General features: G+C 73.6%; 13 protein-coding genes. 6 read left to right on the top strand and 7 right to left on the bottom strand.

What is annotated here, in order from left to right:
• Window positions 1-374: 374 nt before the first annotated feature.
• Window positions 375-989: a GPP34 family phosphoprotein gene (locus tag ABZ479_RS10515; protein WP_500461161.1), complete on the bottom strand. Its 615-nt coding sequence runs from the start codon at window positions 987-989 to the stop codon at window positions 375-377.
• A gap of 13 nt (window positions 990-1002) precedes the next feature.
• A complete protein-coding gene (locus ABZ479_RS10510) occupies window positions 1003-2187 on the bottom strand; it encodes an ABC transporter ATP-binding protein (RefSeq protein ID WP_500461290.1) in 1185 nt (394 codons plus the stop codon).
• A 170-nt stretch (window positions 2188-2357) separates the two neighbouring features.
• Here ABZ479_RS10510 and ABZ479_RS10505 point away from each other — a divergent pair, with 170 nt between their 5' ends.
• The 4 genes from ABZ479_RS10505 to ABZ479_RS10490 all read left to right on the top strand — a co-directional run bounded on the left by ABZ479_RS10505 (window position 2358) and on the right by ABZ479_RS10490 (window position 5855).
• Window positions 2358-3038, top strand: coding sequence for an ABC transporter permease (locus tag ABZ479_RS10505; protein WP_499599788.1), 681 nt, complete (start codon window positions 2358-2360; stop codon window positions 3036-3038).
• Window positions 3038-3748, top strand: coding sequence for an ABC transporter permease (locus ABZ479_RS10500; RefSeq protein ID WP_499599790.1), 711 nt, complete (start codon window positions 3038-3040; stop codon window positions 3746-3748). Before ABZ479_RS10505 ends, ABZ479_RS10500 begins: the two co-directional genes overlap by 1 nt.
• Window positions 3745-4710 (top strand): ABC transporter substrate-binding protein, encoded by a 966-nt coding sequence (locus ABZ479_RS10495; RefSeq protein WP_500461159.1) that lies wholly within the window; start codon window positions 3745-3747, stop codon window positions 4708-4710. The genes ABZ479_RS10500 and ABZ479_RS10495 overlap by 4 nt, the downstream gene beginning before the upstream one ends.
• A gap of 155 nt (window positions 4711-4865) precedes the next feature.
• A complete protein-coding gene (locus tag ABZ479_RS10490; protein WP_500461158.1) occupies window positions 4866-5855 on the top strand; it encodes a hypothetical protein in 990 nt (329 codons plus the stop codon).
• Window positions 5856-5894: 39 nt separating this feature from the next.
• Here the strand turns inward: ABZ479_RS10490 and ABZ479_RS10485 are convergent, their stop codons facing one another.
• Together ABZ479_RS10485 and ABZ479_RS10480 are read right to left on the bottom strand one after the other, a co-directional pair.
• Window positions 5895-7037, bottom strand: a complete 1143-nt coding sequence (locus ABZ479_RS10485; protein ID WP_499599796.1) for an NADH-quinone oxidoreductase subunit D — start codon at window positions 7035-7037, stop codon at window positions 5895-5897.
• A gap of 20 nt (window positions 7038-7057) precedes the next feature.
• Complete coding sequence (locus tag ABZ479_RS10480) at window positions 7058-8071, bottom strand: SAM-dependent methyltransferase (RefSeq protein ID WP_500461156.1); 1014 nt, start codon at window positions 8069-8071, stop codon at window positions 7058-7060.
• A gap of 216 nt (window positions 8072-8287) precedes the next feature.
• Here ABZ479_RS10480 and ABZ479_RS10475 point away from each other — a divergent pair, with 216 nt between their 5' ends.
• On the top strand, window positions 8288-9280 hold the full coding sequence (locus ABZ479_RS10475; RefSeq protein WP_500461154.1) for a carbohydrate-binding protein: 993 nt from the start codon (window positions 8288-8290) through the stop codon (window positions 9278-9280).
• A 36-nt stretch (window positions 9281-9316) separates the two neighbouring features.
• On the opposite strand, the gene ABZ479_RS10470 is transcribed toward ABZ479_RS10475, so the two are convergent.
• The 3 genes from ABZ479_RS10470 to ABZ479_RS10460 all read right to left on the bottom strand — a co-directional run bounded on the left by ABZ479_RS10470 (window position 9317) and on the right by ABZ479_RS10460 (window position 12398).
• Window positions 9317-10258 (bottom strand): 1-phosphofructokinase family hexose kinase, encoded by a 942-nt coding sequence (locus tag ABZ479_RS10470; protein ID WP_500461153.1) that lies wholly within the window; start codon window positions 10256-10258, stop codon window positions 9317-9319.
• A gap of 89 nt (window positions 10259-10347) precedes the next feature.
• A complete protein-coding gene (nagA, locus tag ABZ479_RS10465; RefSeq protein WP_500461151.1) occupies window positions 10348-11541 on the bottom strand; it encodes an N-acetylglucosamine-6-phosphate deacetylase in 1194 nt (397 codons plus the stop codon).
• Window positions 11484-12398 carry an ROK family protein gene (locus ABZ479_RS10460; protein ID WP_500461150.1) on the bottom strand — a complete coding sequence of 305 codons (915 nt, stop codon included), beginning with the start codon at window positions 12396-12398 and terminating at the stop codon, window positions 11484-11486. The genes nagA and ABZ479_RS10460 overlap by 58 nt, the downstream gene beginning before the upstream one ends.
• 147 nt (window positions 12399-12545) lie before the next feature.
• Between ABZ479_RS10460 and ABZ479_RS10455 the strand changes: the two genes are divergently transcribed.
• Window positions 12546-12854 carry a DUF3263 domain-containing protein gene (locus ABZ479_RS10455; protein ID WP_500461148.1) on the top strand — a complete coding sequence of 103 codons (309 nt, stop codon included), beginning with the start codon at window positions 12546-12548 and terminating at the stop codon, window positions 12852-12854.
• The last annotated feature ends 214 nt before the right edge of the window (window positions 12855-13068 follow it).

Here is a 13068-nt window from a genome sequence, read left to right as displayed (position 1 = left end):
AAGAGAGCCCGATCTCCATCAGCCCAAAGATCGGGCTCTGTTTCGACGTCCATACCGTCGAAAGCGGGCCCGATCTCGCCGACCCCCGACAGCACCTCGAAGCACCCGCAGTCGCGGGTTACGGCGGGCGCGCCCACCACCCACGGATGGCGTGGAAGCGGCCATCTATACCCGCGGACGGCAACGAGACCGACACCGCCGGAAAGGCACCCCGCTCCGGCGCCTGAACCCCCGCCGACCACCGGGCCGCACACTGCCGAGTTGGAGCGCCCCCCCCACCCTCCCCTCCGCAGCCAGCCGCCGTGCGCCCGAAGGGCGCGAGACGAACCCGCACCCACCCACCGGCCCCACCCACCGCCCCGGTACGCGCAGGCTCAGTACCCCCGCCGGACGTTCTCGGCGGCGGCGTCGGCCTGGCGCCGGGAGCGGCGACGGCGCTCGGCGGCCAGTTCGGCGAGCGCGTCGTCGAGGGCGGCCAGCATGCGGGCCGCGGAGGGGTCGGTCACCTCGGGTGCCGCTTCGGCGGCCGGGCCTTCGCGCAGGCCGAGCGTCCTGGCGAGGGCGGCCAGTACGGGCTCGTCCGCCGCCAGGCGGTCCGCGGCGCGGCGCCGGGCGCGGGAGTCGGTGAGCACGGTCCGGGTGTCGCGGACCAGCCAGTTGCGGTGCCGTTCCCGTACGACCTCGCCCTCGGCCGCCAGGTCGGTCAGGTAGACGTCGGCGAGGCCGCGGCCCCTGCGCCACAGCCAGTCGCCGGGGGACTCGTACGGCGCCTCGCGCACCAGCGCGGCGGCGGCCCCGGCCAGCAGGGGGTCGCTGATCGCCGGCTCCGCGCCCGGCACCAGACGGTCACCGTCCAATGCCACCGCCCGGGCGGCGAGCAGGTCGACGGCTTCGGCCGCGGCGAGCGCGAGCGAGAGGTCGCCCGGTTCCACGGCGTGTTCGGGGGCCCGTTCCAGGGCGGTGACGATCAGATCCCGCGGGGTGGTCATGGAACGCTCCGCATCACGAGGCATCGGCGTCCGGTTCCGCCCGGCGATTGTCACCCGCTCCGGCCGGGGCCGCCACCGGCTCCGCCTCCTTGCCGTCGCCGTCCTCGTTGACCGAGCGGCGCAGCGCGGCGTGGAGCGTGGCGGGGGTCAGCACCCCGGCGAAGCGGTCGCCGTCCACGACGGCTATCCAGCCGGCGTCGTGCTGGAGCATCGTGCTGAACGCCCGCTTGAGGGGGGCGCCCACCGGGACCCAGGCCTCCAGGCGGCGCGTGTGGTCGGCCACGGTGCCCGACGTGAGGGTGCCCGCGGCCACGTAGCCGCGCAGCCCGCCGTCGTCGTCGAGGACGACCGCGTAGGGGTCGCCCTGCTTCGCGAGGACGGCCGCGGCCTCCGCGGCCGGCGATCCGGCGCGCACGACGGGCGGGTGCTCCAGGTCCGTCGTCTCGATCGGCGTGACGGACAGCCGCTTCAGACCGCGGTCGGAGCCCACGAAGTCCGCGACGTACGGGGTGGCGGGGGAGCCGAGCACGGTCGCGGGGGTGTCGTACTGCTCGATCCGGCCGGGGCCGAAGACCGCCATGCGGTCGCCGAGCCGGACCGCCTCCTCGATGTCGTGTGTGACGAACAGCACGGTCTTGCGGACCTGTTCCTGCAGCCGCAGGAACTCCGACTGCAACCGCTCCCGCACCACCGGGTCGACGGCGCCGAAGGGCTCGTCCATCAGCAGCAGCGGCGGGTCGGCCGCCAGCGCCCGGGCCACCCCGACCCGCTGCCGCTGGCCGCCGGAGAGCTGCTCGGGGTAGCGGGCGCCGTGCACGGACGGGTCCAGGCCGACCATTTCCAGCAGTTCGGCGGCGCGGGCCCGGCGCTTGGCGCGCGTCCAGCCGAGCAGGTGCGGCACGGTCTCGGTGTTCTCCAGCACGGTCTTGTGCGGGAACAGGCCGACGTTCTGGATGACGTAGCCGATGCGGCGGCGCAGCCGTACCGGGTCGGTGCGCGCGATGTCCTCGCCGTCCAGCAGGATGCGGCCGGCGGTGGGCTCGATGAGCCGGTTGACCATCTTCATCGTGGTGGTCTTGCCGCAGCCGGACGGCCCGACGAGGGTCACGAGTTCGCCCTCGCGCACGTCGAAGGACAGGTCGTCGACGGCGGTGGTGCCGTCGGGGTAGCGCTTGGTGACGTTCTCGAAGCGGATCATCGGGACCTCTCGTCGGCGCTCGGCGGTGCGGCTCACCCCTCCAGCTTGGTACACGCTCGGCGATGGTTGTGAAGGGGGTGTTGCGAGGATGTGGCGGGACACCGGGAATGTCCGGGGTCGGGTTTACGCTCACCTGCATGATCTGAACCGGGCGGGGGAGGTGGCATCGCATGGCCGGACAGGACTGTCTCGCGGCGAACGACTGGATATGCGGCGAGTTCGTGCGCACGCGCAGCCAGGAGTTGCTGGACGCGGGGGTGGAACATCTGTGGATCACCGCGGTGTCGGTGGCCGCCGGTGTGCTGCTCGCGCTGCCGCTGGCCCTTGTGGCCCGGCGCTGGCGGGCGGCGGAGGGACCTGTGCTGGGGGTCACGACCGTCCTCTACACGGTGCCGTCCCTTGCGCTCTTCTCGCTGCTCGTGCCCTTCTTCGGGATTTCCGCGGCCGTGGTCGTCAGTGGACTGACCCTGTACTCGCTGACCATCCTCGTCAGGAACTTCCTCGCCGGACTGGACTCCGTGCCCGAGGACGCGCGGGAGGCCGCGCGCGGCATGGGGTACGGCCCGCTGCGGCTGCTCATCGAGGTGGAGCTGCCGCTGGCGCTGCCGGCGGTGATGGCGGGCGTGCGCATCGCCACGGTCGCCACCGTCTCCCTGACCACGGTCGGCGCGATCATCGGCTACGGCGGGCTGGGCAACCTCATCTACGACGGGATGCGCAGCTTCTTCAAGGCGGAGGTGTTCACCGCCTCGGCGATCTGCGTCGTGCTCGCGATCCTCGCCGACGTGCTCCTGCTCGGGCTGCAGCGGCTCCTCTCGCCCTGGAGCCGCGCCTCGAAGGCGGTGGCGTGATGGGGGTGGTTCCCGACGCGTGGGCCTGGCTGACCGACGGCGCCAACTGGACCGGTGCCGACGGGGTGCTGCAGCGGCTCGGTGAGCACCTCGCCCTGACGTTCGTCTCCCTCGCCATCGCCTGCGCCGTGGCGCTGCCCGTCGCGATCCTCCTCGGCCACCTCGGCAAGGGCGGCGCGCTGGCGGTCAACCTGTCCAACGTCGGGCGCGCGGTGCCCACCTTCGCGGTGCTCGTGCTCCTGATCATCGCGCTGGGGTCGTCGAGCCACTTGCCGACGGTCCTCGCGCTCGTCCTCTTCGCCGTGCCGCCGCTGCTCACCAACACCTACGTCGGCATGCGTCAGGTGGACCGGGACGCGGTGGAGGCCGCCCGCGGCATGGGGATGACCGGGGGCCAGGTGCTCCGCGGGATCGAACTGCCGCTCGCGCTGCCCTTCGTCATGAGCGGGGTGCGCTCTGCCGCCGTCCAGGTCGTCGCCACCGCCACGCTCGCCGCACTGCCCGGTGAGGGCGGCCTCGGCCGCATCATCACCGCGGGCTACGCCCAGTACGACACGGCCAAGGTCGTGGCCGGCGCGACCCTCGTGACCTGCCTCGCCCTTCTCGTGGAGGGAGTCTTCCTGTTGCTGCAACGCCTGGTGTCCCCCGCACGGAAGTCCCGACCCGCCCGAAGACCTGCCCGTCCCACCCATCAGATGGAGTTCACATGAGCAAGGCCCTGCGCACCGCCACCGCCCTGGCCGCCGTGGCGGTCCTCTCCGCGGGCCTGGCGGCCTGCGGCGGCGACAGTCTGGAGAAGAGCGGGGGAGGGGGAAGCTCACAGGCCGGCGGCGGCAAGGGCTCCCTGACCGTCGGCTCCGCCGGGTTCACCGAGAGCACGGTCCTCGCGCAGCTGTACGCGCAGTTGCTGACCGACGCCGGCTACAAGACCACGATCAAGACCGTCGACAACCGCGAGCTGTACGAACCGGCCCTGGAGAAGGGGCAGATCGACGTCGTCCCCGAGTACGCGGCCACCCTCGCGGAGTTCCTCAACGCGAAGGTGAACGGCAAGGACGCCCCGCCCGTCGCCTCCTCCGACGTCGACGCCACCGTCACGGCGCTCACCGAACTCGCCGGCCCGCTCGGGCTGAAGGTGCTGCCGGCCGGGGAGGCCGTCGACCAGAACGCATTCGCGGTCACCACGGAATTCGCCGAGAAGAACGACCTCAAGACCCTTTCCGACCTCGGCAAGTCGAAGATCAAGGTCAAGCTCGCCGCGGGCGAGGAATGCTCGATCCGCCCCTTCTGCTCGCCCGGCCTGAAGAAGATCTACGGCATAGACGTCACGTCGGTGGACGCCAAGGGCGTCGGCACCGTGCAGTCCAAGCAGGCCGTCAAGGACGGCATCGACCAGCTGGTGCTCACCACGACCACGGACGCCACGCTGGACCAGTTCGGCCTGGTGCTGCTGGAGGACGACAAGGGCCTGCAGAACGCCGACAACCTGCTGCCCGTCGTCAACGCGAAGGAGGCCGGCGGGGCGGACGTCGCCGCCGCCCTCGACAAGCTCACCCAGGTGCTGACCACGGCCGACCTCGCCGGGCTGAACAAGCAGGTGGACTCGGAGCGCAAGAAGCCCGAGGACGTCGCCGCGGATTACCTGAAGTCGAAGGGTCTGCTGAAGGGCTGAGGCCCGGTCGACAAGATCGAATAAATGGTGACGGGAGGGCGTTCGCGTGACGTTTCGCATACGCGTGGGCGCCCTCCGTATTCGTCGTTGTGTGTTCGGTGAGAAATCGGATGCCGCGGCCCCACACGACCCACGGGCACGCTAAGTTCCCTACCATGCCCCGTGGACGACACCGCCATTCACAGCCGCTGCACCGGCTGCTCCCGCCCGTGACGGTCGCCGGCTCCGCCGCGGCCCTCGCCGTCGGCGCACTGGTGATCGGTGATCCGGTGCTGCTCCGTGTGTTCGTCGTCGCGGCGGCCGGTGTCGCCGGTGGCGGTGCCTTCCTGCTGCGCAGCTGGGACCGTGCCGCGGGCAAGCAGGTCGCCGACCTCAAGACCGCGCGGGTGCGCGACGAATGGCGTGCCGACGAGCGGATCGCGGAGCTCGAGGTGGACCTCGAGGACTCCCGCGAGCTGCGCGGCAAGCTGGAGAACAAGCTGCGCGCCAAGCGCGCCGAACTGGCCCGGCTCCGTACGGAGCACGCGGACCTGCTGCGCCGCTACGCCACCGCCGAGTCCGAGCGGGCCCGTGCGCTGGAGGACGGCCGCGTCGCGAAGAAGGCGGTCTCCGCCCTCCCGGTGCCCTACACGGCGCCGGTCACCCCGGCCGCGTACCTGCGGGCGTCCGCCGCCCTGCGGGACCTGTCGCGCAACGGGGCCCGCCAGCAGGCCGCGCTCACCGTCGAGGAGGCCCGCCGCCGCGACCTCGCCGACACCGACGAGCCGCAGGGCAGGCACGCCCTGGACCCGGCCGAGCGCGACCGCCCGGCGGACCCCACCACCGGCGGCAGCGGGAGCACCCCGGCGCTGCCGGTGCGCCAGCCCAAGCTCGTCCCGGCGGTCGCCGCGGCCGTGCTGCCGTACGCCAAGCCCAACCGCCAGGCCAGCCGAGCCCAGGGCGGCTTCGACTTCTTCGGCACGAAGAACGAGAAGGCCCGCCCCCAGGAGCTGGAGGCGGACGGCGCCGCGGCGCCCGCGGAGGCGGACCTCGCCGACGTCGTCGGGGACGAGGCCGTGGCGGACCAGGCCGAGGTCATCGACCTGACCGCGCACGACGAGACCGAGCAGCTCGACCTGAGCGAGCTGCGCGCCCGCTCCTCCTGACACCCGCCGGGGACGGGCCGCCCGCGGGCGGCCCGCCCGTCACTTGTCGATGTCGCCGACGACGAAGAACATCGAGCCCAGGATCGCCACCATGTCGGCGACCAGCGTGCCAGGCAGCAGCACGGCCAGTGCCTGGACGTTGTTGTACGACGCCGAGCGCAGCTTCAGCCGGTACGGCGTCTTCTCGCCCTTGGACACCAGGTAGTAGCCGTTGAGCCCGAGCGGGTTCTCGGTCCAGGCGTACGTGTGGCCCTCGGGGGCCTTGAGCACCTTCGGCAGCCGCTGGTTGATGGGGCCGGGGGGCAGCTCGGCCAGCCGGTCCAGGCACGCGTCGGCGAGGTCGAGGGCGTTGTGGGTCTGCTCCAGCAGCACCTCGAAGCGGGCCAGGCAGTCGCCCGCGGTGCGGGTGGGGACCTTCAGGGTGTCCCGCAGCTCCCCGTAGGCCAGGTAGGGCTCGTCGCGGCGCAGGTCGAAGTCGACGCCCGAGGCGCGGGCGATCGGCCCGCTCACCCCGTAGGCGTGCACGTTCCCGGCGGAGAGGACGCCGACGCCGCGGGTGCGGCCGCGGAAGATCTCGTTGCCGAGGACGAGGTCGTCGAAGGTCCCCATGCGTGAGCGCACGGCGGCGACGGCGGCCCGGACCCGGCCGTGCCAGCCGTTGGGGAGGTCCTCCTTGAGGCCGCCGACGCGGTTGAACATGTAGTGCATGCGGCCGCCGGAGACCTCCTCCATGACCGCCTGCAGGTCCTCGCGCTCGCGGAACGCGTGGAAGATCGGGGTGATCCCGCCCAGTTCGAGGGGGTAGGAGCCGAGGAACATCAGGTGGTTGAGCACCCGGTTGAGTTCGGCGAGCAGCGTGCGGGTCCACACCGCGCGCTCGGGGACCTCCATGCCGAGCATGCGCTCCACGGCGAGCACGACGCCGAGTTCGTTTGAGAAGGCGGAGAGCCAGTCGTGCCGGTTGGCCAGCATGATGATCTGGCGGTAGTCCCGGGCCTCGAAGAGCTTCTCGGCACCGCGGTGCATGTACCCGATGATCGGCTCGGCGGCGCCGATCCGCTCGCCGTCCAGGTTCAGCCGCAGACGCAGCACACCGTGCGTCGAGGGGTGCTGCGGGCCGATGTTCAGCACCATGTCGGTGCCCTCGGCCGCGCCGCCGATGCCGATCGTGGTCTCCGTCATGGCCCCAGTTTCCCATCCCTTTACGCGTCGGGGGGCGTGCCCCCCGGGGCTCGTCCGGCGGCCGGCACGGGCTGTTCCAGCCAGAGGAAGCCGCCGAGCCCGGACGGGTCGGTGAGTTCGGCCGCCTGACTCGCGCGGGCCAGGGCGCGTACGTAGCCGGCGGGGTCGGAGGAGGCCAGCGACAGGGGCGGGCGGGCCCCGGTGACCCCCAGGGCGCCCAGGGCCTCCCGTTGGGTGCGCAGGACCGCCCCGGGGCCCGCGCAGGCGTCCAGCGCCACGTGTGCCGTGATGTCGCAGGAGCCGTCGGGCACCGGCGGCGACACCTCGCGGCCGGCCCGGAACGCGGTCAGCGTCCCGTACGGCGGGCGGGCCCCGGCCACGTGCCCGTAGTCGACGGCGACGGCGAGTCCGGCCTCCAGGGAGGCCACGGCGGCGGCCCAGGCGGATTCCCGCCCGCGGCCGATCTCCGCCCGGGTCCCCGGCTCCGCGCCCTCGACGGGCCACCAGCGGCGCAGCCAGGCGGCGTCCTCCCCGTCCACCGGGTCGCCGAGGCGTTCGGCGCCGTCGAGGGAGCGGACCAGGACCCGGCGGGGCACCCCGGCCGCGTCGGTCTCCACGACGTCGACCGGCACGTTGTCCAGCCATTCGTTGGCGAAGAGCAGGCCCCGCAGGCCCCGCGGCAGCGCGTCGGACCAGGTCACCCGGGCGTCCAGGCCGTCCGGTCGCGGGGCCTTCTCCACCGCGCACGGCCGCAGGCGGTCGCGCAACGTGGCGGGAACCACATCGAGCAATCCCGTGAGCAGTTCCCCGGCCCCCGCGCCGACGTCCACCAGGGCCAGTTCGCCGGGGTGCCCGAGGTCTGCGTCGACGCGTTCCAGGAGGCGGGCGACGGCCCCCGCGAACAGCGGTGAGGCATGGACCGACGTGCGGAAATGGGCGGCCGGGCGTTCCCGCCGGAAGAACCCTCCGGGGCCGTACAGGGCCCGCTCCGTGCCCTCGCGCCACCCCGTCCAGGCGGCTGTGCTGTCGATCACGATCCCACCGTATGCGCAGGACCCGGGGCTTCGGACGGTTGAGCGGACCGTCACCGGTTCCAGGTAGGGTGCCGTGGTCAGAGGTGTGTCCGCCCGTGACGGCCGCGGATGAATCGATCATGAACATTCGCCATCGTGCAGGGCGCACGCCTTTTGCCGGATGCCCCGGTACTGATAGGTGCTGTGCAAGCGACAGGCAGTGGAAGGTGAAGAGCGATGACGGCCGGCAACAACGGTGCCCCCGAGCCCGGGAGTGACGACCCCTTCGCGTACCTGTACCGCCAGGACGGCGAGGAGCCGGGTCAGGCGCCTGCTGCCCAGCCCGGCGTGCCCCGCACCTCGTACAACCAGGTGCAGCGGGTCGGTGAGCGGCGTCCGCAGCAGCCGCAGCAGCAACAGCAGCAGCCCGGGTACGGCTACCCGCAGCAGCAGCCCGGGTACGGTCAGCAGCCGCCGGCCTACGGCCAGCAGCAGCCCCAGCACGCCCAGGCGACGCAGGCGTTCCCCCAGGGCCCGGGCGGCCCGGGAGGTCCGGCGGGCCCGGCGGGCGGCGGCAGCCGCCGCGCGGCGGCCCCGCGATCCGGCGGCCCCAACAACAGGGGACTGCTGATCGGCGCCGTCGCCGTGGTGGCGGCCGTCGCGATCGGCATCGGCGTCGCCATGGCGGGCGGCGACGACGACAACCCGCAGGCGGGCAGCACCCCGACCCCGACGGCGAGCAGCGACGGCGGCAAGGGCGACAGCTCGGGCGAGCCCTCGGCCTCCGCGAGCACCACCGATCCGGGCGTCGTCGACGCGGCCTCGCTCGCCATGGCGGGCGGTGCCCGCGTCGGTTCCCAGTACAAGGGCACCAAGGCGGCGGGCGGCAAGTACGTCGAGAACATGAGCGCGGTGGGCGCGTCGGTGACCTGGACGGTCGACGTGCCGAAGGACGGCTCGTACGACTTCTGGATCCGCTACGGCAACGCGGAGAAGGACTCGGCCAACGCCACGATCGTGGTCAACGGGGCGCCCCAGAGCTACAAGCCGGACCTGAAGAACTGGGGCAAGGAGGGCGACTGGAACCACTGGTACCGCTCCTACGCCACCCTCGACCTGAAGCAGGGGAGCAACACGCTCGCCCTGACCTGCGGTCAGGGCGATGCCTGCCACTTCAACCTCGACCAGCTGGCGCTGCTGGACAAGGGTCAGAAGCCCGGAGGCTGGTGAGGCTGATCCCGCCGCGGCCCGCCCCGGGTGGGCGGGCTACGGCCGTGGGTCGCCCTCCCGGATCACGTTGACCCGCTCCAGCAGGTCCTCGTACACCCCGCGGTCGAACTCGCCCGCGACCGGTGCCGCCACGGTGGCCGCCGAGAGGGCGACGGCGCGCGCGAGGCGCCGTGGCCAGTCGAGGCCCTCGACGATCCCGGACAGCAGGGCGGCGACGGCGGAGTCGCCGGCCCCGGCCGGATTGCCGGGGACGGGGGCCGGGGGACGGGCGGTCCACACGGTGGCGTCCTCGGCGAGGGCGAGCATCCCGTCGGGGCCGAGGGAGGCCGCGACGGCCCGGGCGCCGCGCCGGCGGGCGTCGCGGGCGGCCCGCATGGGCTCCGTCGCGCCGGTGAGCCCGGCCAGTTCGGTGGCGTTGGGCTTGACGAGGTCGGGCCGGGCGGCCAGTCCGCGCCGCAGGGGCTCACCGCTGGTGTCGAGGAGGACCGGGACGCCCGCGGCGCGCGCGTCCCGTACGAGGTCGGCGTAGCAGCCGACGGGCAGCCCCGGCGGCAGGCTGCCGCACAGCGCCACGGCGCGCGTCGTGCCGCCCTCCAGGAACTTGCGGTACGTGCCGAGGAAGGCCGACCACTCCTCCGAAGTGATCGTCGGCCCGGGCTCGTTGAACATCGTGGTGTCGCCGCCCGACTCGTCCACGACGCCCACCGTCCGCCGGGTGCTCCCGGACGTGGGCACGAGGGCGTCGGTGATGCCGTCGGTCCCCGACAGCCAGTCGCGCAGCCGGTCCCCGGTGGCGCCGCCCGCGAAGCCGGTCGCGACGGCCTCGTGGCCGAGCGCGGCGAGGACGCGGGCGACGTTCAGCCCCTTGCCGCCGGGACGTTCCGCGGCCTCCGACACCCGGTGGGTGGTGTGCGGCCGCAGCCGGGGGACGCGGTAGGTCACGTCGATGGCGGCGTTCAGCGTGACGGTGACGATCACCGCATGATCCCTTCGAACAGCGTGTGCGATGGGAAGGGATCATGCCAAAGGAACGCCCGGAGGCACAGACCCCGCCGCCCGGGGTCCGCTCAGGGCTCGACGACCCAGCTGCCCTTGCGCATCACGCCGACCAGGTCGAACGACGCGTCCAGGACCACCAGATCGGCGTCCTTGCCCGGTTCCAGCGAACCGATCCGGTCGTACGCGCCCAGCAGCCGCGCCGGGTTGGCGCTCAGCGCGCGCACCGCGTCGCCCACGGGCAGCCCGTCCACGGTCACCGCCCGCTTGAACGCCGTGTCCAGGGTGAGCGTGGACCCCGCGATGGAGCCGCCCTCCACGAGCCGGGCGACACCGTCGACGACGTCGACCTCCATCGGGCCCAGCAGGTAGCGGCCGTCGCCGAAGCCCGCCGCGTCCATGGCGTCGGTGATGAAGGCGACCCGGTCGGCGCCGGCGCTGCGGAACGCCATCTCCAGGACGGCCGGGTGGAGGTGGACGCCGTCGTTGATGAGCTCGACGGTGACCCGCTCGTCCTCCAGCAGCGCGGCGATCGGGCCGGGTTCGCGGTGCAGCAGCGAGGGCATGGCGTTGAACAGGTGCGTCGCCACGGTGGCGCCGGCCTCGACGGCCTGCAGGGTCGCCTCGTACGCGGCGTCGGTGTGGCCGACGGCGGCGATGACGCCGTGGTCCGCCAGCATCCGCACCGAGTCGAGCCCGCCTGGCAGTTCGGGGGCGAGGGTGACCATGCGCGCGGTGCCCCGGGCGGCGTCGAGCAGCTTGCGGACGTCCGAGGGGTGCGGGTCGCGCAGCAGCGACGGCTTGTGCGCGCCGCGCCGGTGCGGGGAGATGAACGGCCCCTCGAAGTGGATGCCGGCCAGGTCGCCCTGCTCGACGAGCTCGGACAGCAGCGCCGCCTGCCGGGACAGGTCGTCCAGGTCCCCGGTCACCGTCGAGGCGAGCAGGGTCGTGGTGCCGTGCCGCCGGTGGGTCCCGATCCCGGTGAGGACGGCCTCGGTGTCGCCGGAGGAGAAGGACGCGCCGCCGCCGCCGTGCACGTGGATGTCGACGAAGCCGGGGACGACCCAGTGCCCCGTCAGGTCGCGGGTGGACGCCTGGAGCGGGTCGTTCGCGACGATCGAGCGGCCCTCGACGGTCACCCGGCCGTCCTCGACCACGCCGTCCGGCAGCACCACACGGGCACCGGTCAGCACGCTAGTTGCCGCAGTCAAGCGGTCACCTCCACGGAGAGAAGATCCCAGGCGAGCAGCCCTGCGCCCAGGCATCCGGCGGTGTCCCCGAGGGCCGCCGGCACGATGAGGGGGAGTTGCTGGAAGGTCAGCCGCCGCTCGACGGCGGCCCGCAGCGGTGCGAAGAGGGTGTCGCCGGCCTCGGCGAGCCCGCCGCCCACGATCAGCGTGCCCGGGGTCAGCAGGGTGATCCCGGTGACCAGGCCGTCGGCGAGGGCGGCGACGACCTCGTCCCACACGGCCGCGGCACGGGGGTCGCCCGCCTCGACGGCGGCGGCGCAGCCGGCGGCACCGGCGTCCGGGCCACCGCCGGCGGCCTCCCAGGCGCGGGCCACGGCGGCGGCGGAGGCCGCGGTCTCCAGGCAGCCCCGCTGGCCGCAGCCGCAGACCGGGCCGCCGGGGCGGACGACGACGTGTCCGAGCTCGGTGGCCTCGACCCGGCCCTCGATGCCGATGGCTCCGGCGATGCCGGTGCCGAGCGCCACGAACAGGAAGCGTTCGGCGCCCCGCCCCGCGCCCAGCCGGCCCTCCGCGAGGCCGCCGGCGCGCACGTCGTGGCCGAGGGCGACGGGGGTGCCGTCGAGGCGGCGGGTGAGCAGGTCGCGCAGGGGTGCGTCGCGCCAGCCGAGGTTCGCGGAGTACACCGCGACGCCGGCCCGCTCGTCGACCAGCCCGGGCACGGCGACCCCGGCCGCGGCGGCGGGCTCGCCGTAGGCGCTCTCGCCGTGGGCCCGGAGGTCGGCGGCGAAGTCGAGCACGGTCTCGACCACGGCGTCCGGGCCGCGCTCCCGGCCGGTCGGGCGGCGTGCCTCGTGCAGCAACGTGCCGTCCGTCGCGACCAGCGCGGCCTTCATGCCGGTGCCGCCCACATCGAGGGCGATGACGTGTCTCACGGGGGACAGTGTCGCGCGGTAACCCATAAAAGGTCTAGTCCACTCGTCGAAAGAGATCGCCTACGGCGTACGGGGCGAGTGGTGTAGACCTCATGGGGGCGCAGTGTGACCGGGGCGTCACGCGGCGGGCGCGGATATGGTTGTCGGATGGAACGGGACGAGACCGGGGCGGACGCCTCCACGGACGCTTCCGGGGACGCATCCGAGGATGCCCCCGGGGACGCCACCGAGGACGGGCTGACGGAACAGGACCGCGCCGTCCTCGACATCGCCCGCCGCGCCTGGGCCGGTCCCGGCGCGAAGGAACGGGCCGTCCGCGAGCGCCTCGGCATCTCCCCCACGCGCTACTACCAGCTGCTCAACGCCCTCCTCGACGACCCCCGCGCCCTCGCGCACGACCCCGTCACGGTCAACCGCCTCCGCCGTACGCGCGACACCCACCGCACCACCCGCTGACGCCACGCGGCGTGGGTGGGGTGCGGGGCTGGTTGTTCGGCTGTCCCGCCGTCTCGCGCCCTTCGGGCGCAAAGCGGCTGGCTGCGGAGGGGAGGGTGGGGGGCCCGCCCTCTCTGCAGTGTGCGGGTCGGTGGGTGGCTGGGGTTCAGGCGCCGGAGCGGGTTGCCTTTCCGGTGGCGGAGGTCTCGTTGCCGTCCGCGGGTATAGATGGCCG

The sequence above is a fragment of the Streptomyces sp. NPDC005722 genome (assembly GCF_040630935.1).
GTDB lineage: Bacteria > Actinomycetota > Actinomycetes > Streptomycetales > Streptomycetaceae > Actinacidiphila.
This window is presented reverse-complemented; position numbering and strand designations above follow the sequence as displayed.